The following is a 23,947-nucleotide window of genomic DNA, read 5'->3' as shown; positions in this document are numbered from 1 at the left end:
CGATGAATTTTGAATATAATGAAAAAACACAGGCGCTTTTAGAAAAACTAAGAGCGTTCATGAAAGACGAAGTGTATCCAATTGAGCAAGAGTACATTCATGCCGTAGAGAATGGAAAAGACCGTTGGAAAACCCCAGCGATGATGCAAGCATTAAAGCAAAAAGCGCGCGAGGCAGGGTTGTGGAATTTATTTTTACCAGAAGAGTACAAGCCCTACGGAGCCGGGCTAACTAACGCCGAATATGCGCCACTTTGCGAAGAAATGGGGCGCGTGTTGTTCAGTTCTGAAATATTCAACTGTAGCGCGCCAGACACAGGCAATATGGAAGTATTAGCCAAGTACGGCAACGAAGCGCAAAAAGAAAAATGGTTAGTGCCTTTGTTAAACGGAGAGATTCGCTCTGCTTTTGCGATGACTGAGCCGGCAGTCGCCTCGAGTGATGCGACAAACATTGAAACTTCTATCAAGCGAGAAGGTGACGAATACGTTATCAATGGAAAAAAATGGTATACCAGCGGTGCAATGAATGAGAATTGCAAAATTATGGTGGTGATGGGCAAAACGGATTTCGATGCACCTCGCCATCAGCAACAATCGCAAATACTCGTGCCTATGGATACCAAGGGCGTCACTATTGTTAGGCCTATGGCTGCAATGGGATTTTATGATGAACCGATTGGTCATGCCGAAGTCTTATTTGAAAACGTACGTGTGCCTGCTGAAAATCTACTTGTGGGTGAGGGTAAAGGGTTTGAAATTGCTCAAGGCCGCCTTGGTCCAGGTAGAATTCACCACTGCATGCGTTTAATCGGATGTGCGCAGCGCGCATTAGATATGGCCTGTGAACGAGTAGAATCTCGAATTGCTTTTGGCAAGCCGTTAGCAAAACAGCAGTCTATTCGTGAAACCATTGCCAAGATGCACTGCGATATTGAGCAGGCCCGTTTATTAACGTTAAAGGCAGCCGATAAGATGGACAGATACGGTAATAAAGTGTCTCGTGACCTTATTGCGGCGATTAAAATTGTTGCGCCAACTATGGCGTGCAACGTGATAGACGACGCCATTCAAATGCACGGTGCGGCGGGAACGAGTCAAGACTTTGTATTGTCTGCAATGTATGCATATGCGCGCACCATTAAGCTTGCCGATGGCCCAGACCAAGTGCACATGATGCAGTTAGGTCGTAATTTAATTGCTGATAAAAACGCATAAGGAGCTGTTTTGACTGCACAAAACACGACTGCACCTCATATGTTAGATTTAGCGGTATTAAACACCTACCTGACTACCGCGTGCCCAGAAATAGGGCACGTTCAGGCGGCTGAAAAGTTTTCTGGCGGCCAGTCGAACCCGACTTTTAAGCTACTTACTGACAATGGCACCTTTGTGTTACGGCGCCAGCCTCCGGGCAAGCTGCTTAAGTCAGCCCATGCGGTAGACCGCGAATTCAGGGTGATTAATGCGCTGCAAAATTCTGAAGTACCGGTTCCAAAGGCATATCACCTGTGCGAAGACCCAGATATTATCGGCAGTATGTTTTATATCATGGCTCATGTTGACGGCGATATCTTTTGGAATAGTGCACTCCCTGAGATAGCCTCTCCTAGCACCCGCACAGCCATGTATGACGAAATGAACAGAGTACTTGCGTCATTGCACAGCGTCGATGTTCAAGCTGCAGGGCTTAGCGATTATGGAAAACCCGGCAGCTATTTTGAACGCCAGCTAAGTCGTTGGACTACACAATACCGAGCGTCAGAGCTGGAGCATATTGAGGAAATTGAAAACCTGATCAGCTACTTGGAAGCTAATTTGCCAGAAGATGATGGTCAGGTTTCATTGGTCCATGGCGACTTCAGGCTCGACAATATGATGTTTGATATGTCTGATCTCAGCCAACCTAAGGTGATTGCTGTTCTTGACTGGGAGTTGTCTACGCTGGGACACCCTTATTCAGACTTAGCGTATCAATGTATGCAGCTTCGCCTTCCCTCAGACATTGCTCACGCAGCAGGGTTAGGTGGGCTAGATCGCGAGGCTTTGGGTATCCCTTCAGAAAAAGCGTATATTAATGCGTACTGTAAACGAAGGAATATTGAAAAAATTGATAATTGGACGTTTTATCTCGCGTTCAGTTTCTTCCGACTCGCCGCTATTTTGCAAGGCGTGGTGAAGCGCGCTCACGATGGTAATGCATCTAGCGAGAAGGCGATGCAGTTGGGGGCGATGGTACGTCCTCTAGCGCAAATAGCGAATCAAACCATACACCAAGACAGTGAATAACAGTCACACTTGTTTCCTATGATTTAACCCTTGGGTTAATGCGTTTTGGGTTTTTTTGCCGAATATATAGAGAAAACAGAATACGGAGAAAAGATGAAAGCCATTGTATGTGAAGCCTTTGGGCCAGTAGATGATTTACGTGTAAAAGACGTTGCCGATCCGGAAGCAACACCTGGGCATGTTGTTGTTGATGTTCAAGCCGCAGGGGTCAACTTTCCTGACGGGCTATTAGTTCAGGGCCTGTATCAAATGCAACCTGACTTCCCGTTTATTCCTGGCAATGAAGTGGCTGGAATTGTCTGTGAAGTGGGTGAGGGTGTCAGCCACGTCAAAAAAGGACAACGGGTTATCGCGCTTTCTAATTTAGGCGGTTATGCAGAAAAAGTGGCTGTGAAAGCAAGCCATGTTATGCCGTTACCAGACCCTATTCATGTGAATGAAGGTGCGGCGCTTGTTACTGCTCATGCTACTGCTCACCATGCCTTAAAACAGCGTGCGAAGTTACAGCCTGGCGAGACGCTGGTTGTTACGGGAGCAGCTGGAGGCACTGGTCTCGCAGCCGTTCAAATTGGTAAAACAATGGGGGCTAAGGTAATTGCAGTATGTTCTACAGAAGAAAAGCTGGCCCTAGCAAAAGAGTATGGCGCAGATGTACTCATCAATTATAAAGACAAGGATCTTAAAGAGACGCTAAAAGAGGTGACGGGCGGCAAAGGTGCCGACGTTATTTATGAATGTGTCGGCGGTGACACATTTCATGCTTGTAGTAGAAGTATGGCGTGGGAAGGCAGATTGCTTGTTGTCGGGTTTGCTGGCGGAGAGATACCTAAGTTTCCAGTAAACTTAGCCTTGGTAAAAGGATACTCAGTAATGGGCGTGTTTTGGGGCTCGTTTACGCAGCACGATCCCAAAGGGTTTGCTGAAAATATGCAAGAGCTTTTAACCTGGTATGTGCAAGGAAAAGTAAAAGTGGTTGTTGATGAAGCGTTACCTCTAGAGCAAGCGACCAAGGCGATGACAAAGGTGATGAACAGGGAAGTGAAAGGGAAAATGGTCATTACTCCTTAATAAATTCTTTAAAAAAGAGCTTTCTTATAGCAGCGGAAGTGCACGCTTACTGAATAGGTTGCTTACAATAACAAAGCCCACACTTCTGTGGGCTTTGCTGACTCTGCATTTAGACAGGAAAGACTAACCGGCAAGTTGCCAGCAAAATACGATATGCGCTGTGTGAAAAAAATAAGCTCAATAAGCAAGTGGCAAAAATATCGTTGACGACTTATTCAGACTGCGACAATCCGTGCGGCATCGCAGTATGAATGAGGTATGGTTGCTTTAGGGATGTTTTGCTGCTTTGCGGGGTAATAATTCGTTGCGATAAGCCACTAGTGATGGTGTTCGAGATGCGGCGCACTTTTTTGAGAACTGGCTGGGCTTGCATTGAACCATTGAAGATTGGCTGGGCTTGCATTGAACCATTGAAGATTGGCTGCTGTTTAGCCTCTTCTGCTGCGGCCAAACTATGAGAAAAAAGAACGGCTGCTAAACAACTACTAAGCAAAATAATGCTGGTTAGTGTTTTCATCATTGTCTCTTGTATCGTATGAATGTTCAGTTGGGCCAGCGGTCTGTTGCAGCAATGAACGCTGCTTACCGAGAAACAAAAGACGTCAGAGGCGGTTGCACGCGCCTCATTCGTCAGACTTTGTTTGTTCACGATCATTAAAGCTAAAATTGAGATAAAACAAAACAGAGAAGCTCATACCAAGGTATGAAAATGAATACTTTCAATGTAGGGTGACGGCTCTCTATTTTACTGTAATTGTTCTTTATTGAACGGTGATGCCTCTTTGTTTAGCGGTGATGCCTCGCAACTATACCGTGACTTCTAGCTACCATGCGGTAACACCACCGTCTACTGCAATAGTTTGGCCATTCATGTAGCTGTTTCCAGGAGATAATATGAGCATCATGGTGTTAACTATTTCTTGCGGTTCACCAAGGCGTTTCATTGGGCTACCCTGGCCGAGTTGAGCTTGCGCTTCTGGTGTATTGTATCCATCCACGTTCAGAATGTTAGTTGGGCTGTAAAATGGGCATATTGCATTCACGCGTACATTTTTCCTCCCATACTCTACAGCTGCGGTACGAGTAACGCCGGCAACGGCATGTTTTGCTGCCGCGTAAGCTGCGCCTTTAGGTGCGCCACCAAGGCCTGCGAGAGAGCTCACGTTTAATACGTGCCCCTGTTTTTGGGCGAGCATGACGGGTATTTGATATTTCATGCCAAACATCACGCCTTTCACGTTAACGGCAAATTGGCTATCCATGATGGCTTCAGTCATTTCATGAACGGGTGCTGGCGTATGGGCAATGCCTGCGTTATTAACGGCAATATCCAAACGACCAAATTTCTCTAATGCTGCGTCTACCAGCGCTTTATTGAGACTTTCATCTGCAATGTTTCCAGCCATGATCACTACATCAGTAACGCTTTCTAGTTCATGTTTTACCGAGTTTAGCGACGCTTCATTAATATCACTAAGCACGAGTTTGGCGCCGCGTTGTGCAAGCCCTGTCGCCAAAAGTCGGCCAAACCCACTGCCTGCGCCAGTGATTAATACAACGTGGTTGGTAAAGTTAAGTAATGGATCCATGATGTTTCCTTAATGTGCTCTAAAATGTCAAGGTCGACACACTCGAGTAATTGTGAATAAACGAAATAAGAACCTGAGCTAATTCTTCACCCTTGTCTTCTTGTAAAAAATGGCCACCAGATGTAATGGTGGTGTGCGCTATTCCTTGGCAGCCAGGAATATTTTCTTGCAAAAATCTGTCGCCGCCGGCAGTCACAGGGTCGCTATCGCTAAATGCGGTCATAAACGGTTTGTTGAATCGCTTCAGCGACTGCCATGCGTTGCGATTGGCCTGAGAGTCAGTGCTGTCGGGCTGTGTAGGAACCAGCAGCGGAAAGCTTCTCGCGCCGGCTTTGTAGGTTTCGTCGGGGAAAGGAGCATTGTAAGCCGCTTTAACATGAGCGGGTAAGTCGCTAACTGTGCCCTTATTGATAATGTCTGCAGTTGGAAAATTCGGTACATCCTGAGAAAAACGACGCCATGCCGTAAACGCCTTACTGGGCTTTTGGTCGCCAGTCGGTAGCCCGGTATTTGCTGCCATTACGCCACAAAAACGATCTGGCATATCTGCAACAAGTCTTAGGCCTATCAAGCCTCCCCAATCCTGACAGAACAGCGTAGTCGGTTGCTTCACGACTTGGTTAAACCACTCTCGCACCCAAATTACGTGCCTCGCATAGGTATAGTCACTGCTGAGTGTAGGTTTGTCTGAACGACCAAACCCGATTAGGTCGGGGGCAAGCACGTTGAAGCCCGCGTCAGCTAGAATGGGGATCATCTTTCGATAGAGATAAGCCCAGGTTGGTTCACCGTGCAGTAAAATAACGGGATGACCGTCAGTTGGGCCTGCTTGATAGTAGGCCATTGACAGCTCGCTGCTGACGGTATCGGTTATTTCTACGAAACGTGGTTCATATGGAAAATCAGCGATATTCGAAAAGGCGCTATCAGGTGTTTTTAGTATCTGCATAGCTTACGCGTCCCTGTAAATTAAGTGTAAATTAATTAACGAAGTTATAACAAAAACACCCTTGTCTCATTCTGTCAATTAATCTGTAACTCTTGTATAACGGAGCGCGAGAGCGGATCCGATGAAAAAACAGGGTTTCGTTGCCGTATTAAATATTGTGATAAATGTCTATAACACCAATAAACTTGGATGATTGGCAACACTGCAATAACATCCAGTTAACGTGATAAACAGGATAGGGTTATGACTCAGACGGAAAACAAAGCAGTAGCGTATGATGTAAAGCATGGCGTGGCTACACTGACTATGCAAAGCGCTCCAGTAAACGCTCTCTCTCGAGCACTTCGCATAGGTCTAATTTCAGGCATCGAACAAGCGATAAACGATAATAGTGTTAGTGCTATTGTAGTGACCTCCGCATTGCCAATATTTTCAGGCGGCGCTGACATAAGCGAGTTTGCAGGCGGTGATTTATCACCAAACTTACCTGAAGTCCTTGAGAAAATTGAAAACGCGTCAAAACCGGTCGTTGCCGTTTTACCTGGGCCTGCGTTTGGCGGCGGTTTAGAGGTTGCGCTAGCTTGTCACCATCGCATCACGTTTGCCGACAACAAAGTGGGTCTGCCAGAAGTTAACTTAGGCATTTTACCAGGCGCTGGCGGAACGCAGCGTTTACCCCGTCTGGCAGATGCGCAAACAGCGTTAACTATGATTGTGACTGGCGCACCGACGTCTGTTCTCAAATTACCCGGTGTATTTGACAAGATATCAGATAAGCCTGAACACCTTTTAGAAGACACCAAAGCGTACTTAGCGTCGTTAGGTGGTGCAACGGCGATTAAGCGTACTTGTGATATAGCTTTAACAATGTCTGATGAAACACAAGCTGTTTTTGATGCCGTAGTCGCTCAAACGAAAAAAGCATCAAAAGGATTTTTCGCACCGCTTAAATGTATCGAAGCGGTTCGCGGCGCTTACACGTTAGCTTTTGAAGATGGCCTTAAAAATGAGGGCAAGCTGTTTATGGAGTGCATGAACACGCCACAAGCGCGAGCGCAGCAGCACTTCTTTTTCGCAGAGCGTGCAGCGGGACACGTGAGTGACTTCGATAAATCTACACCCGAACGTACTATCGATAAAGTGGCCATTATAGGCGCTGGTACCATGGGCGGTGGTATTGCGATGAACTTTGCCAATGCGGGTATTCCGGTAACCATGCTTGAGCTTAAGGATGAAGCCTTACAGAAAGGGCTTGCTCTTATTCGCAAAAATTATGAAAACAGCGCTAAAAAGGGCAAGCTTACGCAAGAACAAGTTGAGTCTCGCATGGCACTGCTTAGTGGCACAACCACGTATGATGATCTGAGCGACGTCGATTTGGTTATCGAAGCTGTGTTTGAGAAGATGGAAGTGAAAAAGACCGTATTCTCAACGCTGGACAAAGTGTGTAAGCGTGGCGCCATTTTAGCGTCTAACACATCAACGCTTGATATTGATGAAATTGCTACCGCAACTTCTCGCCCTGAAGACGTCATTGGTCTTCACTTCTTCTCTCCTGCTAATGTTATGCGTTTGCTTGAAGTTGTAAAAGCTGAGAAGACATCGCCAGAAGTTATTAAGACTTGCATGAAGATGGCGAAACGCATTAAGAAAGTGGCGGTGCTAGTGGGGGTATGCTTTGGCTTTGTTGGCAATCGAATGATTGAGCCTTACGGACGAGAGGCAAACCGATTACTGCTGGAAGGCGCTTCTCCTGAGCAGGTAGACAAGGTTCTCACCGATTTCGGTATGCCGATGGGACCATTTACTATGGGCGACATGGCTGGTCTTGATATCGGTTACTACGTTCGCCAGTCTCGCCAAGAGCATATTGCCCATGATCCTGCTTACGGCGCTGTTGCCGACCGCTTGGTAGAGATGGAGCGCAATGGCCTTAAAACCGGTCGCGGAACCTATAACTATGAACCGGGCAGTCGCGTTCCAATCCCTGATCCTGAAGTACTCGAAATTGCGAAAAAAGAAGCACAGAGACTTGGCGTAGAGCAGCGCTCTGACATCAGCGATGATGAGATTTTAGTGCGAGTCATGTTCTCTCTTATCAATGAAGGTGCCTGTATTCTAGAAGAGGGCATTGCCGCGAAGTCTAGCGATATTGATGTGATTTACGTCTACGGCTATGGCTTCCCTGTGTTCCGTGGTGGTCCTATGCAATATGCCGATGAAATAGGGCTTCAGACTATTCTTGACAAGCTAACCACGTACCGCGACCAACTTGGCGACTACGGAAAGATGTGGCTAGAGCCTAGCGATTTACTTGTAAAATTGGCGCAAGAAGGCGGCAGTTTTAAGCACTATAAAAAATAAGGAACAATACAATGCGTGATGCAGTAATTGTTAGTACCGCAAGATCACCAATTGGCCGTGCTTATAAAGGCGCGCTCAATAACCTTCCTGCGCCTTCACTTGGCGGGCATGCAATAAAGCATGCAGTTTCTCGCGCTGGTATTGATCCAGCAAGCGTTGATGATGTTGTGATGGGGGCAGCCCTAACACAAGGCAGTGGTGGAATGAACATTGGCCGTCTAGCGGCGCTTGCTGGCGACCTACCTACGTCTGTTGCCGGAATGACATTAGACAGACAGTGTAGCTCGGGTATGTATGCTATTGCGACGGCGGCGAATGCTATTCGCACCGGCGAGACCAACATTATGGTGGCTGGCGGTTTAGATTCTATTTCATTAGTGCAAAATAAAAGCATGAATATGCATCGCGCGGTTGACCCTGCGTTGGTAGCAAAGCATAAAGATATCTATATGCCTATGTTACAAACCGCTGAGATTGTTGCTAAGCGTTACAACATAAGTCGCGCGGTACAGGACGAGTACGGCTATCAAAGCCAAATGCGAACAGCCGCGGCTCAGTCAGCAGGCAAGTTTGATGACGAAATCGTACCGATTACGGCAACGCAGACACTCTTTAATAAAGAGACCGGCGAAACAAGCGAACGCGAAGTCACACTGTCTAAAGATGAAGGCAACCGTCCAGAAACATCACTAGAAGGGTTGCAAAGCCTAAACCCGGTGATTGAAGGCGGGTGTATTACCGCAGGTAATGCAAGCCAACTATCTGACGGTGCAAGCGCTACTGTTATTATGGACGAGCACTCTGCAGCACAAGGCAAAGGGCAACCCCTTGGGATTTATCGCGGGATTGCGGTTGCAGGATGTGAACCAGATGAAATGGGAATTGGCCCTGTATTTGCCATTCCTAAGCTATTAAAGCAGCATGGATTAACCATGGACGACATTGGTCTATGGGAGCTTAATGAAGCATTTGCAGTACAGGTATTGTATTGCCGTGACAAGTTAGGCATTCCAGACGAATTATTAAACGTTAACGGCGGTGCTATTTCTATTGGTCACCCCTATGGCATGAGCGGTGCTCGTATGGTGGGTCATTCACTCATCGAGGGTAAAAGACGTGGTGCGAAATTTGTTGTTTGCACTATGTGTATCGGTGGCGGCATGGGCGCTGCTGGTTTATTTGAAGTTCTATAGGTAATTAGTATGGAAGGTTATAAAGCTCCACAACGCGACGCCATGTTTGTAACACATGAGCTACTCGACTTTCAAAGTCACTATCAAAAGCTAGGCTTCGATGAAGCCTCTGAAGATTTGGTATCAGCCATTTTTTCTGAAGCAGCGAAGTTTTCAGAAAACACGCTAGCCCCAATTAATCAGTCGGGCGATGAAGAAGGCTGTAAATGGGAAGACGGTGTGGTAACAACACCTAAAGGCTTCAAAGAAGCTTATCAGACCTACGTAGAAGGCGGTTGGCCGAGTATGGCGCATCCGGAAGAGTTTGGCGGACAAAATCTCCCTTACTCACTGGCTTCTATTATTGCCGAATGGTTCTCTGGTGCTAACCACTCGTGGGCAATGTACCCAGGCCTAAGTCAAGGCTGTATGGAAACATTAAAAGCGCACGGGACTAGAGAGCAGCAAGAGAAGTTCCTTCACAAGCTTATCAGCGGTGAATGGACGGGCACTATGTGTTTAACAGAAGCGCACTGTGGTTCTGATCTTGGTATGCTGAAGTGTCGCGCTGAGCCACAAGAAGATGGAAGTTATAGCCTTACTGGCACTAAGATTTTCATCTCTGCTGGTGAGCACGATATGTCTGAAAATATCGTACACATTGTGCTTGCGCGTTTACCGGATGCGCCAGAAGGCACAAAAGGTATTTCGTTATTCGTTGTTCCTAAATTCAATGTTTCTGACGACGGCGAGAAGCAAGATAGAAATGCAGTAAGTTGCGGCAGTATTGAACATAAAATGGGCATCAAGGCGAGCGCGACGTGCGTGATCAACTTTGATGGCGCGAAAGGGTTCTTAATTGGTCCTCCTAACCGCGGCTTAAACTGTATGTTTACTTTTATGAATACCGCACGTATCGGTACTGGTCTTGAGGGACTTGCGGCATCAGAAGCAGCGTTCCAAGGTGCGCTCAAATATGCGAAAGACAGAGTACAGTTTCGCTCAATGACCGGTCGCAAGAACCCGGATGGTCCAGCGGACCCTATCATTGTACATCCTGACGTGCGACGTATGCTGTTAACACAAAAAGCGTTTGCCGAAGGTAACCGTGCACTAGCTGCGTATTGTATGCAAATGGTGGATGTTACTCTATATGGTGATGATGAAGCCGCTAAGCAGACTGCAGAAGCAAAACTTGCATTCTTGACGCCGATTGTTAAAGCGTTTTTGACTGAAACTGCGCAGGAAACCACAAGCTACGGTATGCAGGTTTACGGCGGCCATGGTTTCATTAAAGAGTGGGGCATGGAGCAGCTTGCACGTGATACGCGTATTTGTACTATGTACGAAGGAACCACGGGTATTCAGGCAGTGGACCTACTTGGCCGCAAGGTGATGGGGTCTAACGGTGAATTGCTCAATGTATTTGTTCAGGAAGTTCGCGATTACTGTAACTCACTCCGTGACAATGCCCAGTTCAGCGCGTGGACGAACGCCCTTAATTCTCACTTGGATGAGTGGCAGCAAGTAACCATGGATATTGGTAAAGTGGCGGCGTCTAACCCAGATGAAATTGGTGCGGCGTCAGTTGATTATCTTATGTATTCTGGCTATGTCACTGTTGCTTACTTCTGGCTTCGTATGGCAGTGAAAGCGCAAGAGCAGCTTGATGCCGGAAGCACAGAAACTGATTATTATAAGAGTAAGATACTGACTACAGGCTTCTACTTTGACCGTTTGCTTACTCGCACGCGGTCATTAGTATCAGCGATGCAGTCTGGAGCAGACAACCTAATGTCTATGCCTGAAAGCATGTTTGCCGTTGGGTAATTAACGCTTACAATATCTTGTGGTAAAAAGCCGGGTGAGGATGAATGCGCTTAATACGTATTTCATGTTTCCCGGCTTTTTTATTTTTTTTTATAAGGAAGTGTTATGTTGCAATCCCAATACGTGACAATTGATGGAAAACGCATTCACTATTTAAGTAGAGAGCCTTCAGCTGAGCTAGCAAAAGAGCCTTCAGCTGAGCTAGCAAAAGAGCCTTCAGCTGGATTAGGTAAAGGGCCTTCAGCGAAACTAGGCAAGGAACTCACCAGCGATAACATATTGTTTGTATTATTTCATGGCTTTCCTGAAAACGCCCATGCATGGGAAGCGTTCATTCGTACCTTACCTTCGCACTACGATATTGTTGCGCCAGACTTACCTGGTTATCATCTTTCCGAGCCCTTAAGTGAAGAACGACAGTATGAAGTTCCTGCGTTAATAAAACGTATGGCCACCTTTATTGAGAAGGTCAAAAAAGGCAGAAAGGTGATTCTGGTTGCTCACGACTGGGGAGGTGCTATTGCTTGGCCGCTCACTGCTTTTCATCCCAGCTTAATTCACAAACTTGTGATATTAAACGCAGCGCATCCTTCTACGTTTACTCAATCTTTAATAGTAAGCCAAGAACAACGAGCGAAGAGCCGATATATCTCACTATTACGAGACAAGAACGCCGTGTCTAGTTTGATATCTTCAGACTTCTGGCTACTTAAAAACATGCTTGGAGAAGCGTTTTTTGAGCAGGAATGGGATTATGCCTCCACATTGTTGAATGATTGGAGTCAAGAGGCACGCCTTAGCGCAATGCTTAATTACTACAGATGCATGCCTCAAGACATCCCTCCTGTTGATGCGTCGGACGAAGAGCTACAGGCTATACATGTTCCCAATATTCATATTGGGGTACCTACGCTAGTGCTATGGGGAAGAAACGATTTAGCATTTGATGATGCTGTGCTAGAGGGGGTTGAAAAATATGTTCCTCATTGTGAGGTCATTTATCACGAGACAGCAACTCATTGGCTCCATCGAGAGTTCCCCAACTGGGCGTCTAATAAGGTGTTAGCGTTTATTTGAAAAAATATATGTTGGAGTGGTTAACCAAAAAAGCGCCTGATGAGGAACTTTTTTGGTTAAACTGTGCGCCTATCTTAAATTCTATTGTTTAGCTCTTCCGCTATTGGGGAGGATTGGAGGCCTTGCTCGGCTATCCATGCTTGCAATGTTTTGCCGTCTGCTTCAGGTGATTGTAAATCTTTGCTTGGCATTTGCTTGATAAGCAACGTACCTACCTCAACAGCATTACTGGTAAGTGCTGTTCTGATTAAACTTTGTCCACCGCAGGTAATACCTGAGTAATAGTCGCGTAGTTTTAATCTATAATCCGATTGTACACTGCGCATTTTTTTACGTAGTTCGCCTTTATCGTCTGCTTCTACAATGGTACAAATGTTAGCGAGTGCATCATTGATGTCGTCTGCTTGAGCGACGTTTGAAAAAACGACAGAAGAGGCTGCGATAAGTAGAGAAGATTTAACTATTTTCAACATGGTTAAAATTCCTATTAAATTTGAGGTGTTCTTTTTATGTACACTTCAATTAAACGAAATCTTAGAGAAAGCAAAAACATGCAAACAAATAACTAAGTATGGGCGCGTATACGCTTTACTAAGGGCCATGCTGCTTTTGTGTCATTTTTAGCCTTAAGTATTAATAATTTGCGCACCTTTTTATCTGCTTCCACATCAGTTAATTGAAAACCCTATATTTGCCATAAAAAAATGTCGTTGAAAGCAATGAAAGCAATGAAAGCAATGAAAGCGGTGTAAAAAAGCCCCAATGAGCGTTAAATGCTATTGAGGCTTGATATTGATAGGTTGCCAAAAAATATCTAAAAGCTCAGTGAGGCTTAAAGGTGCTCGCTACTTCCATAATCTGCTCTCGCATCCACATATGCGCATAGTCATGGTCAGCACTTACATGCCAATACAGAAAGTATTCTACGGGTGGCAAATCAAAAGGCACCTCGTAAATGGCAAGGTCGTAGTGCTTGGCTAAATGAAATGGCAAACACGCAATCAAGTCTGTTTTGACAATGGTGCTTGGCACAGTCAAGAAATGTTGCCCACGCATGACTTCTTTTCTGCGTTTCCCCATTTTATCAAGCGCAATATCAATAGGGCCTGCGCCTGATTTTCTTTGGGAAACATTGATATGACCTAGACGTAAAAATGTGTCTAAATCAAGCCCGCTTTTTAGTGCAGGATGATTTTTCCGTGCCAGTACAACAAGTCTATCTTGCGCAAATTTTTCTTTACATAGATGAGGATCCGTAAAGGTAGAGGCATCTGCGAAAAAGTCTAAAGTGCCACTCGCCATGGCTGAAACTATTTGGCTACGTGGCATTTCGTAGTTGGTAATACCTATATTCGGCGCAAGATTTTGAAGCCGCGCTACTAGGCGAGGCATAATACTCGCTTCTAATAAGTCTCTGGTAGCGAAATTAAATGACTTCTCTGCTGTGAGAGGATCGAAAGTGTGACTTTCCTGCACGCTCCTTCTTAGCAAGGCGAGCGCCTGTCTTGCAGGCACAATAATATTTTGCGCTACGGGCGTTGGCGTCATACTGTGACCTGTACGCACGAATAAGGGATCGTTTAACATCTCTCTTAATCGTGCTAGCGAGTTACTCACTGCAGGTTGTGTTATACAAAGAACGTCGGCTGCTTTTGTTAAACTGCCGGCTGTGTAAATAGCATCAAACACAGCAAAAAGATTCAAGTCGACTCTATTGAGATTCATAAGTAATCCTTCAGTAGGGCGAGTGCCCTGAAAAAGCCAATAGATAAAACGGAAGCTATGATGACGTAATTAAATGTCACAATTATGTTCACAGCAACCACTAATTGTTTACAGAGTGTAACAAGAATATTTATAAATACCTATTATTAAAAGTTAATTGAAACATTCATCTTGCTAATAGTAGTCTAGTAACATTACAAATAGGACAGGAAACGATTTAATGAAAACACTCATCGATTTATCAGTAGGTGACACAGTTGAACAGTCAGAATGGCTTACCGTGTCGCAAGACATGATAACTCAGTTTGCTAATGCCACTGGCGACCACCAATGGATCCATTTAGATGAAGCACGCTGCGCTAAAGAAAGCCCATTTAAAACAACCATTGCCCATGGTTTTCTATCTGCATCGCTAATGCCTAACGCCTTTTCACAAGTTGTAGGACACAGCGATAAAATTACTTCAACGATAAACTACGGCATGGACAAGCTTCGTTTTTTAGAGCCTGTAAGACGTGATGATGCTATTCGATATCAATTTAAGGTTATTGATATTTCCGATAAACCTCAGGGAAAATTGTATAAGATCGAAGCGAGTTGCATTTTGAAATCTAGCGGAAAACCAGCGTTAGTTGGTATTTTCATAATGCTGGCGGTATTGGCATAGCGCCATCTTTCACGCTTATTAGAGTAAGCGGCTGTTGAGAAGGAGGATGAACATCAGGGAAAATGTATTAAAAGTTTGGATACATGAACCAATGTGAATGTAGATGAGAGCAGCTTTGTGGTTTTGTAACGTTAATACAACTCACGAAAAGCCGGTGGTAGTTACCTGACAAATCAGGCCAAAGCTTACGATAAATTATGTATAACGAACTCGTAAAAGCATCTGTATATTTAAAGCGAGGCGGAAGCCAATTCAGCCGGTAATGTGCACCTTTTTCAAAATGTATGGGCGCTCAGTACCAGCTTAGCTGTTTTTACATCATTGAATTTGAGTTAGTACGCTTATGTGTACTAGCTTATGACGCGTCGTCGGCGGCATCTTCAATAGCGTCGCCAGCGTTTTCTATATCTTCTCCCGCGCCTTCAACGGTGGCACAGCCACCCATGCTCGCCCCCATTACTAGCGCAAAAAATGCAGTTCTTAAAATCTTTGATTCTATTAACTTATTCATAATGTATCTCCGTTTTATGATGTGAATAGTCATTCTATCCATTGGTTGTTGCACATCAGTGTCTACTGAATCTCTTTTTTGTCCTTGAGCATAGCGTCAAGGTTATCGCTCCCTTTTGAGTTGAAATCCAAAGTACGTATTGGGAACGGAATTAGGATATCGTTTTCTTCGAGGACGGTTTTAACTGTACATATCGCATCGTGGCGGACGTCCATGAAACCATGTTCACCGGGATAGTTTATCCAAAACCACAGCACTAAATTAATACTGGAATCGCCAAAGGATTCGGCATAAACCGCAGTTTCATCTTTAATGATGACGTATTCCTTGTCTTTTATCGCCTCAACAATCACCTTGCCGGCTTTCTCTATATCATCTGCATAGGATATTCCAACAGGTACCTCTATTCGTCTCTTTCCAAGAGTGGAGTAGTTAGTAAGAATATTTCTAAATAAAATCTTGTTGGGAATAACTTCTAACTGACCGTAGAATGTTTCTACCAGCGTATTGCGCAAGTTTATGCTTTTTACGTTACCAAATACGCCCTCGGCTTTTATTACATCACCAATATCAAAGGGCTTGCGGACACCCATTGCGATACCGGCGATAAAGTTTTCGGTCATATCCTGAAATGCAAAACCGATAGCTAGGCCAATGATACCTGCGCCGGCCAAAAGTGATGTTACCGTACCCTTTAAACCCACAAAATCAAGGGCAATAAAAATACCGGCTATTAAAACAAGCGACTTAACAATAGAAGTTAACAAACCCGCGATTTGGCGAGATTCAAACGTACGACGCATCACAGTGCCGGCAATATTTCCCACAACCCTTGCAATAAAGCCAAACGCAATCGCAATCAGCAGTGCAACCACTATGTTAGGGAGAATAGTTATTGCGCTCTCCATCCAAGTTTCTAACTTTCCGGTGAGCAATTTATACACGTCGTCGATGCGGGGTATTTCCATAAGCGTGCTGTTTTCTTTTATTTGTGACTTATGGAAACAAGTAACAAGAACCATTCCGCTTTTTAAAAATATTTTAAGATTATGAATTTATTGGAGTTTATTTTTAATCTTGAACACGGTGATTGCAGGTCATGAACTAATTACACCCCTTGTGCGCAATTTCTACCCATTATTATCGATATTCACCACAATACTTATCCTAAAGTCTAACTGGTATGACCATGTGTAAAATTAATGTAAACATATTATTCACAATAAATTTACAAAAATAGGAATGAGGCATAGTATCAATCTGAGGTCGTAGGTTGTTTATGCCCTTAAAAAAATAACAGAAAATCGAATAGCAGGTCGCTAGCGGGACGCGAGAATATATTGCCGGTAGTGAAACGCCCAGATTTGGAATCACACTATGAAATTGAATACGCGTAAAACTGCAGTTGCTGCCTATGTAGGCGCTGCATTGCTTTGTTCACCCTTTATCGCAACAGCCCAAGAAGCTGAAGACGATAAGGAAAAAGAAGCGAAAAAGGAAGTTGAACTTATTCTTGTCACGGGGAGTTTTGTTCGTCGAAGCGAAAACTTCGAATCCCCATCCCCGTTAGCAGTTGTTGATAGTGTGGCAATCGATTCGATTGGCGCAAAAAATATTGCTGACATAACACAAACGCTAACAATTAATTCGGGCGCAGAAAATAATCCTGACGCTTTCACTCAAAACGCGACGGCTGGTACCTCAAACATTAACTTAAGAGGGTTGGGGGTTGCCTCTACCTTAGTAATGCTCAACAGCCGACGCCAAGTGGTGAATTCACAGCAAACTAATGAAGGTTTGAACTTTGTAGACACGAGCTCATTAGTGCCAATGATTGCTATCGATCGCGTGGAGATCATCAAAGATGGTGCTTCTGCGCTTTATGGCTCTGATGCGGTTGCTGGTGTAGTTAACTTCATTACCAAGCGCAATTATGAGGGTGCTAAAATTACAGCAGACTATCAGGATGGTGCGCATGGCGATAATTCTGAGTATGTTCTACAAGGATTGTGGGGTGCCAGTTCTGATAATGGAAATGTTATGGCTGCGGTTAGCTATACAAGTCGCGACCCTCTGTTCTTATCTGATAGACGCCTCTCTCGCCCACAAGACGATAGCAGTAATTTAGGTAATCCAGGTTCGTACTTTGGCGTACCTGGAATTCCTCCTGGTGTGCCCGTTATTGATCCTACTGGTTGTGCTGAATTTGGTGGTAATCCAAATATTGCAGCAACCGTTCCTTATCCTGGCTTCGGTTCACTAGATTTAGGAACATGCCAATATGACTTTGGTCCTGGTTACTCTTATGTTCCTGAAGAGAGCCGTTTAAATATATTCGTAAAATCTGACTACGAACTAACGGACACGATTACATGGGCGACCGAGTTTGGTATGGCCCGAAACCGAGCTGAACGTGGTGGCGCACCAAGTTTTCCAAATCTACGTGGTCCTATTGTTCCAGCGACTCACCCAAACAATCCATTTGGTACTGCTGTCCAATTCTTAGGAAGGGCCGAGGGTAATGGCTTTGAGGCAGATCCTGCCAACACTGAATCAGAAACATTCCGATTCAATACAAGCCTTACAGGTGAGCTTGACAGTGGCTTCTGGGAAATTAGCTATACGAATGCAAAAAATGAGTTCTTGTTTAGTGTTGAAGATGTACTTAATACAGAATTTAATCTTGCGCTAGCAGGTTTAGGGGGAGCAATTTGCGATCCAAGCAGCCCTGCTTCAGTTCCAGGTCAAGGTGCTTGTGAATACTTCAACCCTTTCGCTACCTCATTCACCACTGCACCAAACTCTCAATACGTCATAGATTCGTTTTCAGCAGACCAAGTCATTGACTCTGAGTCAAAACTGCAAGTGTTTGAAGGCTTCGCCTCATTTGACGTTTTTGAAATGGGTGGCGGATTTGCTGGTCTTGCAGTTGGTATGCAGTATCGTGAAGAGGAGCTAAGCCAGGATTATGATCAATTATCAAATCAGGACAGCTTTTCGTTCGTTATTGGTAACCCTGATTTCAGTGGTACGTTAGATGTGTGGGCGGCCTTTGCTGAAATGGCACTGCCTGTAAATGATCAATTAGATATTCAATTAGCGCTAAGATACGAAAACTACGGCGGTACTATTGGCGACACAATAGATCCTAAAGTGGCTTTTAACTACCGCTTTTCAGATGATCTTTCTCTTAGAGGCTCTATTTCTACATCATTCAGAGCACCTTCCATCTTCATGCGAAATGGTGGTGCAACAAGTCTACAACAATTAACAGACTCTGTGGTTCAAGGTAACGCTTTCGCTGCGGTTCGCACCGTGGGTAATGAAGACCTTACGCCAGAAGAATCCACAGCATACAATTTTGGTGTGTCTTTTGAACCTTTCAAAGACTTATCAATAGAGTTGGATTATTGGAACTTTGAGTTTGAGGACTTAATTATTCAGGAGAGTGCACAAGCTCTTCTAGACCTTAATCCGACTGACACATCAAGAATAGTTCGTGCAGGCGATCCATTGACGGGTCCAGTTTTGCAAGTTAATAACACCTTTGTAAATGCGAGCTCTTTAGAAACCAATGGACTTGATTTTGTCAGTAGTTACAAAATTGAATCTGAATTAGGTACCTTCGTGCCGAATATATCAGCGACTTACGTGTTAGGTTACGACTTGAATGACCCGCAAGCTGGTCAAATTGATGGCGTCGGTCGAAGAAACTTCACGAATATTGGTGTTTCTTCACCAGAGTTGCGAGCCAACCTGGGTTTAACGTGGAGAAAAGAAGCATACAGTGCCAATCTCTTCGTCCGTTATACAAGCAGCTACGACGATGATCAAAACTGCGCCGACGGCACAATCATATCGCAGGGCTGTGGCAGTGCTGGTTTAAGAGAGATTGAAAGCCATGTCACTTTTGACGCTCAATTTAATGTTGACCTCAGCGCCCTAATTGACTCGCAAGCGTCTTATCTACTGACAGTGGGCGGGATTAATTTAACTGATGAAAATCCTCCTCAGGTATTTACAAACAGTGGTTTCGATTCAAAAGTCCATGACCCGAGAGGTCGTCAAATATACGCTAGACTGGCTGTTGAGTTCTAATCGCTAACGTCTTACGTTAAATAGCTAAGCCGGCATAATGCCGGCTTTTTTGTAAACTTTTAATACCACTCTCACTCAAAGCTCGTATTTTAATGTTAATACAGCCTTTTCATTTTAACGCTGAGTTAATTAGAGTATCCAAAACGAGAGGAGATAATGCTATGACAACGAAACTAGACGATGCTGCTATTGAATCTAAATTAACGACACTCAACGAATTGGTTGTTGATGATGAGAAGTGGATAAGAGATGGTGATGCGATAACAAAGACGTTTTCATTTAAAAGTTTCATTCGAGCATTTGGCTGGATGTCACAAATTGCTATTTGGGCTGAAAAGCTTAAGCATCACCCCGAATGGTTTAATGTTTATAACCGAGTGGAAGTAAAATTAACCACTCATGATGTTGATGGATTGAGCGATCTGGATTTTTCACTGGCTGAAAAAATGGAAAAGTTCAAATAAGCAGCCCTGTAAAAACTGATAAAACACATTATTTTGTATTATGTTTACACACATTGCTCAATAAACCTGCTAACGGTCAGAAAAATGCAATATTTTGATGTTAGAAGCTTGTGTTAGAAAAGTCCCTATGTATAATACGCTCCACGTTGAGGCGAGGAAGAAAAGCCAAGCAATCTCAGCAGGTATTTTCTGGCGCGGGATGGAGCAGTCTGGTAGCTCGTCGGGCTCATAACCCGAAGGTCGTAGGTTCAAATCCTGCTCCCGCAACCACAGAAAATGCACCAGAATTTTAAAAGTGTGAATTTCATGCTTTACCGTACAGACGCGGGATGGAGCAGTCTGGTAGCTCGTCGGGCTCATAACCCGAAGGTCGTAGGTTCAAATCCTGCTCCCGCAACCACTTAAAAAACCTAGCATTAGCTAGGTTTTTTTTTGCTTTTACAATATGCCCAACGTTTGGATATCACCATACCCCATGCACTTTAGAAAAAGACTAATGGACTAGCGATACTGCTTGTTCGCTTTGCTCAGTAAGTCAACTGATGAAATAAAGCATAGCATCATGTTAACTTTTTCATTTTCGCTGGCCGCCTTCTCCATGTAGTTAAGCTACTTTCGCAGTGATACCAATGCATAGAAATTTTGTTTAGATCGACCTATTTGAGCTATCAATTAGTCTAGTTTTCTTCAAGGTGACTCATTAGAGTTTTAAGATGTGCTATTTTGTACATTATCCTCATTGTGAGAATCTTTGCTTCTTAATGACTTTTTTTAATCTCTTCGCTTATGACGCCGATGCCACGCTGCTTGAAGGTGTATATCATTTTCCTCTTATTCTATTATCACTACTGCTCGCGGTTTTTGCGTCTTTTATGAGTTTCAACGTAGCAAGCCAAGCCGCTGTTACCATGCACAAGGTAAGAAGGAACGTGTTGCTTCTTACTGGAAGCTTTGCTTTAGGGGGAGGCGTGTGGTCCATGCACTTCCTAGGTATGCTGGCTTTGGAACTTTGTACACAAGTAAACTATGACGCCACAATAACGATGCTATCTGCTATACCTGGATTAGCGGCGTCTTGGGTTGCCTTACATCTTTTAACCAAAAGAAAAGTGTCTACTTTTGAAATTGTGCAGGGCGGTGTGTTAATGGGGTCCGGCATCGGCACTATGCACTATATCGGCATGGCTGCTATGGATATGGCACCTTTGTTACGTTACGACCTATCTATGTTTCTATTTTCTATTGCTGTGGCAATAGTACTCGCCATGCTTTCATTATGGATAAAATTTGGCTTAAAGGCTGGAGCTAGATCGAGACGAGTGCTCACAAGGCATGTCATTTTGGCGAGTGTTGTCATGGGTTTTGCGATTGCAAGCATGCACTACACTGGAATGGCGGCAGCTCGGTTTGTACTTCCTCCTGGGGTTGAATTACCTACAAAGCCGTCAGGCGTCACAACTTACTTAGCAGTTGCAACCGCTGTCGTGACCGCAGTACTGATTGCATTGGCGCTAGGTATAAGCCTCTTGTTTAAATATCGCGATACAATGACCAGAGCTATTGAAAGTGAGCGAATACAGCGAGCTATTACAGATACTGCTGTAGATGCCATTATTACTTTTGGCGATGACGGAATTATTCGCACTGCTAATCCTGCTGCAGAGGATGTTTACGGTTACAAAGTGTCAGAGCTTATTGGTATGCATGCCAATGAGTTGTTGGTCCCTGAGCGGAGACACCTTTTCGGTCCTGATTTTTTTAAAAAGACCTCGTTTGAAGAAGACCACTCTATTGGCAGGGGGTTTGAAGCTGAGGTAGCTCGAAAAGGTGGAGAAAGGATCCCGATAAGAGCAGGAATTGGACACACTCTGATCAATGGGCGCGCAATTTTCGTCTCTCTTGCCTCTGACTTGAGAAAACGTAAAGCAATTGAGAATAGATTACGAGAGAGTGAGGCTAAATTTAGAAGTTTAATCGCCAATATCCCTGGTATGGCATACCGTAAATCAGTTGGCCCGAAACAACAGGTGATTTTTTTCAGCGACGCTGTAAAAGAACTCACCGGATACGATGCAGAAGAATTTACGCTACCAAATCCTAAGCGAGAGTTCGCGTCGCTTTATCACCCTGAAGATCGAGGCCAGATTGCAGATAAAAGAGCTGAGTCAGGGACATTCACACTTGAATATCGCATAGTCACGAAAGCAGGAGAAGTTAAGTGGGTTATTGAGCAGGGGGTGTTTGTTGATAACGAGCAGGATGAAGCAAAATATATAGATGGATTCATTTCAGATATAACGCCCAGAAAAAATATGGAGAATGCACTTAAAACTGCTCGCGATAAAGCGCAGGGAGCAGCCGCTTCGAGAGCTGCTTTCCTTGCCAACATGAGCCACGAAATTCGAACGCCCATGAATGCTATCATTGGCTTTAGTGACTTGATGTTAAGCGAGGCGACGGAACAGGATCAAAAAGGGCATCTCACCACAATCAATCGTTCAGCTCGCTCTCTGTTGCATTTACTCAATGATATACTCGATAGTGCGAAACTCGACAAAGGCAAGCTTGATATTGACCTCAGGGCGTTTTCTATTCGAGAAGAACTTGACTTAGTCGTATCAACATTTTGGCTAGAAGCAAAGCGCAAGCAAGTTGACTTGCGTTTATCGGTAGATGTTGAACTTAGCGATAGCTTTATTGGGGCGCCAGAACGGATAAGACAAGTACTCAATAACCTTATTGGAAATGCGGTTAAATTTACTCATGAAGGTGAGGTCGTCATATCGGTGCAAGGGTGCAATAATGACGTTGTTTTTGAGGTCACCGATACCGGTATTGGAATGACGAAAGAACAAGTTGACCGAGTATTCGACCCTTTTTCTCAGGCAGATGCGTCAATGAGCAGAAAATATGGAGGTACTGGGCTTGGAACAACAATTTCAAAGCAATTGGTTGAACTTATGGGAGGCAAAATAACCGTTGCAAGTGAGAAGAATAAGGGGTCATCTTTTATCTTCTCTTTACCACTGAAGCTAGTTGACGCTTGTGAACCTATAAACACTTCGCGTAAAGCCCATTCAAAAATAACAAAGCCATTGAAGGTTCTTGTTGCCGACGACGTTCAGCAAAACATAGAGCTGCTCACATTGTTTTTAACTCGCGCTGGTCACGAGGTAGAGTCGGCTGAAAATGGGGAAGTTGCGCTGGAAAAAATGAAAGAGCACGACTTTGATATAGTGCTAATGGATTTACAAATGCCTAAGTTGGACGGGCTGAGTGCTGCCAAGCAGCGTCGACAGTACGAAAAAGACAACAAATTAGCTAGCGTGCCCATCATAGCGCTAACGGCCAGCGTGCTTGTTCAAGATAAACTGGCTGCTGAAAACGCTGGCATGGAAGGATTTGCCAATAAGCCGGTCGATTTTGGTTCATTAATGCAAGAGGTAGCAAGGGTAATAAGTACAGATACTGAAGAGGTCTTGTCTGAAGCGTTTGACCGGACATTATCGCCAGACTCAATGACGACCTTGGCTAGTGCGTTTATAAGCCAATCAACAGATGGCCAAGAAAAGCAAGAGATTATTGATTTGAGAAGAGCAATGTTGATGTGGGGAGACAAAAATATCGTTTTCTCAGAATTGAATAAATTTTTGAGTCTTGCTCGTAACAAACTAAATGCGCTTGTTGACGCTGTTGCTAACAATTATTCAAACGACATAATTGCCAATTTACACGCGTTAAAAGGAACATCTGGAAATCTATGCTTAACCACTTTTTACGAGCGTGTAAAAACAATAGAATCGCAAGCGTACAAACAACATATAGATGATGAGTTAATTGCGTTATTGAAAAGTGATTTGGATGACATTGTCGCATTTATAAGTGTGTCAAAAGAGAATGAAAAAAATACCGAAATCGATGATGTGGACAACGCCGTGTTGACCGAGCATCTTGTTATTCTGAAGCAAAGCCTCCTTAAAAATATGATTGACGAAAGCGAGTTTGGCTTTTTGCGCAACGCGTCATCATCTCGATATGAAGACGTCATTTCCCAGATCTTAAATGATATTGATAATTTCGAATTTAAGTCGGCACTTCATCATGTCGACGAATTGCTTAAAAATTTAGAAACACAGTAGAGGCTG

At 44.3% G+C, this 23,947-nt stretch carries 18 protein-coding genes and 2 tRNA genes; 13 read left to right on the top strand and 7 right to left on the bottom strand.

The genetic code is table 11. The features are described from left to right. Positions 1 to 2 precede the first annotated feature (2 nt). The 3 genes from ACOJR9_RS11255 to ACOJR9_RS11245 all read left to right on the top strand — a co-directional run bounded on the left by ACOJR9_RS11255 (position 3) and on the right by ACOJR9_RS11245 (position 3,356). Positions 3 to 1,217, top strand: coding sequence for an acyl-CoA dehydrogenase family protein (locus ACOJR9_RS11255; protein ID WP_420933070.1), 1,215 nt, complete (start codon positions 3 to 5; stop codon positions 1,215 to 1,217). Positions 1,218 to 1,256: 39 nt separating this feature from the next. Beyond that, complete coding sequence (locus ACOJR9_RS11250) at positions 1,257 to 2,288, top strand: phosphotransferase family protein (protein ID WP_420936111.1); 1,032 nt, start codon at positions 1,257 to 1,259, stop codon at positions 2,286 to 2,288. A gap of 93 nt (positions 2,289 to 2,381) precedes the next feature. After that, positions 2,382 to 3,356, top strand: a complete 975-nt coding sequence (locus ACOJR9_RS11245; protein ID WP_420933069.1) for an NADPH:quinone oxidoreductase family protein — start codon at positions 2,382 to 2,384, stop codon at positions 3,354 to 3,356. Between the two features lie 211 nt (positions 3,357 to 3,567). Here ACOJR9_RS11245 and ACOJR9_RS11240 read toward each other — a convergent pair whose 3' ends face one another. From ACOJR9_RS11240 to ACOJR9_RS11230, 3 genes are all read right to left on the bottom strand, one after another. Next, the gene (locus ACOJR9_RS11240) at positions 3,568 to 3,876 is read right to left on the bottom strand and encodes a hypothetical protein (RefSeq protein WP_420933068.1); all 309 of its coding nucleotides are present in this window, start codon (positions 3,874 to 3,876) and stop codon (positions 3,568 to 3,570) included. A gap of 304 nt (positions 3,877 to 4,180) precedes the next feature. Next, on the bottom strand, positions 4,181 to 4,945 hold the full coding sequence (locus ACOJR9_RS11235; protein WP_420933067.1) for an SDR family NAD(P)-dependent oxidoreductase: 765 nt from the start codon (positions 4,943 to 4,945) through the stop codon (positions 4,181 to 4,183). A 19-nt stretch (positions 4,946 to 4,964) separates the two neighbouring features. After that, the gene (locus ACOJR9_RS11230) at positions 4,965 to 5,894 is read right to left on the bottom strand and encodes a haloalkane dehalogenase (RefSeq protein WP_420933066.1); all 930 of its coding nucleotides are present in this window, start codon (positions 5,892 to 5,894) and stop codon (positions 4,965 to 4,967) included. A gap of 243 nt (positions 5,895 to 6,137) precedes the next feature. Here ACOJR9_RS11230 and ACOJR9_RS11225 point away from each other — a divergent pair, with 243 nt between their 5' ends. The 4 genes from ACOJR9_RS11225 (at position 6,138) to ACOJR9_RS11210 (ending at position 12,337) form a co-directional block, all read left to right on the top strand. Then, the gene (locus tag ACOJR9_RS11225; protein WP_420933065.1) at positions 6,138 to 8,258 is read left to right on the top strand and encodes a 3-hydroxyacyl-CoA dehydrogenase NAD-binding domain-containing protein; all 2,121 of its coding nucleotides are present in this window, start codon (positions 6,138 to 6,140) and stop codon (positions 8,256 to 8,258) included. Between the two features lie 11 nt (positions 8,259 to 8,269). Further along, the gene (locus ACOJR9_RS11220) at positions 8,270 to 9,451 is read left to right on the top strand and encodes an acetyl-CoA C-acyltransferase (RefSeq protein WP_420933064.1); all 1,182 of its coding nucleotides are present in this window, start codon (positions 8,270 to 8,272) and stop codon (positions 9,449 to 9,451) included. 9 nt (positions 9,452 to 9,460) lie between these two features. After that, positions 9,461 to 11,260 carry an acyl-CoA dehydrogenase C-terminal domain-containing protein gene (locus tag ACOJR9_RS11215; RefSeq protein ID WP_420933063.1) on the top strand — a complete coding sequence of 600 codons (1,800 nt, stop codon included), beginning with the start codon at positions 9,461 to 9,463 and terminating at the stop codon, positions 11,258 to 11,260. Between the two features lie 105 nt (positions 11,261 to 11,365). Then, positions 11,366 to 12,337, top strand: a complete 972-nt coding sequence (locus tag ACOJR9_RS11210; protein WP_420933062.1) for an alpha/beta fold hydrolase — start codon at positions 11,366 to 11,368, stop codon at positions 12,335 to 12,337. A 74-nt stretch (positions 12,338 to 12,411) separates the two neighbouring features. Here the strand turns inward: ACOJR9_RS11210 and ACOJR9_RS11205 are convergent, their stop codons facing one another. Together ACOJR9_RS11205 and ACOJR9_RS11200 are read right to left on the bottom strand one after the other, a co-directional pair. Further along, the gene (locus tag ACOJR9_RS11205; RefSeq protein ID WP_420933061.1) at positions 12,412 to 12,810 is read right to left on the bottom strand and encodes a DUF3718 domain-containing protein; all 399 of its coding nucleotides are present in this window, start codon (positions 12,808 to 12,810) and stop codon (positions 12,412 to 12,414) included. Positions 12,811 to 13,159: 349 nt separating this feature from the next. Further along, on the bottom strand, positions 13,160 to 14,062 hold the full coding sequence (locus ACOJR9_RS11200; protein ID WP_420933060.1) for a LysR family transcriptional regulator: 903 nt from the start codon (positions 14,060 to 14,062) through the stop codon (positions 13,160 to 13,162). A gap of 220 nt (positions 14,063 to 14,282) precedes the next feature. Between ACOJR9_RS11200 and ACOJR9_RS11195 the strand changes: the two genes are divergently transcribed. Beyond that, a complete protein-coding gene (locus ACOJR9_RS11195) occupies positions 14,283 to 14,729 on the top strand; it encodes a MaoC family dehydratase (RefSeq protein WP_420933059.1) in 447 nt (148 codons plus the stop codon). A 355-nt stretch (positions 14,730 to 15,084) separates the two neighbouring features. Here the strand turns inward: ACOJR9_RS11195 and ACOJR9_RS11190 are convergent, their stop codons facing one another. Both ACOJR9_RS11190 and ACOJR9_RS11185 read right to left on the bottom strand, forming a co-directional pair. Next, positions 15,085 to 15,240 carry an entericidin A/B family lipoprotein gene (locus tag ACOJR9_RS11190; protein WP_420933058.1) on the bottom strand — a complete coding sequence of 52 codons (156 nt, stop codon included), beginning with the start codon at positions 15,238 to 15,240 and terminating at the stop codon, positions 15,085 to 15,087. 62 nt (positions 15,241 to 15,302) lie between these two features. After that, positions 15,303 to 16,208, bottom strand: a complete 906-nt coding sequence (locus ACOJR9_RS11185; RefSeq protein ID WP_420933057.1) for a mechanosensitive ion channel family protein — start codon at positions 16,206 to 16,208, stop codon at positions 15,303 to 15,305. A 409-nt stretch (positions 16,209 to 16,617) separates the two neighbouring features. Here ACOJR9_RS11185 and ACOJR9_RS11180 point away from each other — a divergent pair, with 409 nt between their 5' ends. The 5 genes from ACOJR9_RS11180 (at position 16,618) to ACOJR9_RS11160 (ending at position 23,941) form a co-directional block, all read left to right on the top strand. After that, a complete protein-coding gene (locus ACOJR9_RS11180; protein WP_420933056.1) occupies positions 16,618 to 19,338 on the top strand; it encodes a TonB-dependent receptor plug domain-containing protein in 2,721 nt (906 codons plus the stop codon). 161 nt (positions 19,339 to 19,499) lie between these two features. Further along, positions 19,500 to 19,802: a 4a-hydroxytetrahydrobiopterin dehydratase gene (locus tag ACOJR9_RS11175; RefSeq protein WP_420933055.1), complete on the top strand. Its 303-nt coding sequence runs from the start codon at positions 19,500 to 19,502 to the stop codon at positions 19,800 to 19,802. Positions 19,803 to 19,995: 193 nt separating this feature from the next. Further along, positions 19,996 to 20,072: transfer RNA gene (locus tag ACOJR9_RS11170), tRNA-Met, on the top strand. Between the two features lie 53 nt (positions 20,073 to 20,125). Beyond that, positions 20,126 to 20,202 (top strand) — tRNA-Met (locus tag ACOJR9_RS11165). A gap of 361 nt (positions 20,203 to 20,563) precedes the next feature. Continuing rightward, complete coding sequence (locus tag ACOJR9_RS11160) at positions 20,564 to 23,941, top strand: MHYT domain-containing protein (protein ID WP_420933054.1); 3,378 nt, start codon at positions 20,564 to 20,566, stop codon at positions 23,939 to 23,941. Positions 23,942 to 23,947: the final 6 nt, after the last annotated feature.

Source organism: Alteromonas ulvae, assembly GCF_048987005.1.
Taxonomy (GTDB): domain Bacteria; phylum Pseudomonadota; class Gammaproteobacteria; order Enterobacterales; family Alteromonadaceae; genus Alteromonas.
The sequence above is the reverse complement of the archived record's forward strand: the minus strand, read 5'-3'. Positions and strand labels throughout refer to the sequence as shown.

What these genes read in the sequence shown, in the direction of transcription:
- ACOJR9_RS11190 (WP_420933058.1), bottom strand. Translation starts at nt 15,240, where the DNA reads ATGAATAAGTTAATAGAATCAAAGATTTTAAGAACTGCATTTTTTGCG.
- ACOJR9_RS11195 (WP_420933059.1), top strand. Translation starts at nt 14,283, where the DNA reads ATGAAAACACTCATCGATTTATCAGTAGGTGACACAGTTGAACAGTCA.
- ACOJR9_RS11205 (WP_420933061.1), bottom strand. Translation starts at nt 12,810, where the DNA reads ATGTTGAAAATAGTTAAATCTTCTCTACTTATCGCAGCCTCTTCTGTC.
- ACOJR9_RS11255 (WP_420933070.1), top strand. Translation starts at nt 3, where the DNA reads ATGAATTTTGAATATAATGAAAAAACACAGGCGCTTTTAGAAAAACTA.
- ACOJR9_RS11175 (WP_420933055.1), top strand. Translation starts at nt 19,500, where the DNA reads ATGACAACGAAACTAGACGATGCTGCTATTGAATCTAAATTAACGACA.
- ACOJR9_RS11185 (WP_420933057.1), bottom strand. Translation starts at nt 16,208, where the DNA reads ATGGAAATACCCCGCATCGACGACGTGTATAAATTGCTCACCGGAAAG.
- ACOJR9_RS11220 (WP_420933064.1), top strand. Translation starts at nt 8,270, where the DNA reads ATGCGTGATGCAGTAATTGTTAGTACCGCAAGATCACCAATTGGCCGT.
- ACOJR9_RS11180 (WP_420933056.1), top strand. Translation starts at nt 16,618, where the DNA reads ATGAAATTGAATACGCGTAAAACTGCAGTTGCTGCCTATGTAGGCGCT.
- ACOJR9_RS11250 (WP_420936111.1), top strand. Translation starts at nt 1,257, where the DNA reads ATGTTAGATTTAGCGGTATTAAACACCTACCTGACTACCGCGTGCCCA.
- ACOJR9_RS11240 (WP_420933068.1), bottom strand. Translation starts at nt 3,876, where the DNA reads ATGATGAAAACACTAACCAGCATTATTTTGCTTAGTAGTTGTTTAGCA.
- ACOJR9_RS11160 (WP_420933054.1), top strand. Translation starts at nt 20,564, where the DNA reads ATGACTTTTTTTAATCTCTTCGCTTATGACGCCGATGCCACGCTGCTT.
- ACOJR9_RS11210 (WP_420933062.1), top strand. Translation starts at nt 11,366, where the DNA reads ATGTTGCAATCCCAATACGTGACAATTGATGGAAAACGCATTCACTAT.
- ACOJR9_RS11245 (WP_420933069.1), top strand. Translation starts at nt 2,382, where the DNA reads ATGAAAGCCATTGTATGTGAAGCCTTTGGGCCAGTAGATGATTTACGT.
- ACOJR9_RS11215 (WP_420933063.1), top strand. Translation starts at nt 9,461, where the DNA reads ATGGAAGGTTATAAAGCTCCACAACGCGACGCCATGTTTGTAACACAT.
- ACOJR9_RS11235 (WP_420933067.1), bottom strand. Translation starts at nt 4,945, where the DNA reads ATGGATCCATTACTTAACTTTACCAACCACGTTGTATTAATCACTGGC.
- ACOJR9_RS11200 (WP_420933060.1), bottom strand. Translation starts at nt 14,062, where the DNA reads ATGAATCTCAATAGAGTCGACTTGAATCTTTTTGCTGTGTTTGATGCT.
- ACOJR9_RS11230 (WP_420933066.1), bottom strand. Translation starts at nt 5,894, where the DNA reads ATGCAGATACTAAAAACACCTGATAGCGCCTTTTCGAATATCGCTGAT.
- ACOJR9_RS11225 (WP_420933065.1), top strand. Translation starts at nt 6,138, where the DNA reads ATGACTCAGACGGAAAACAAAGCAGTAGCGTATGATGTAAAGCATGGC.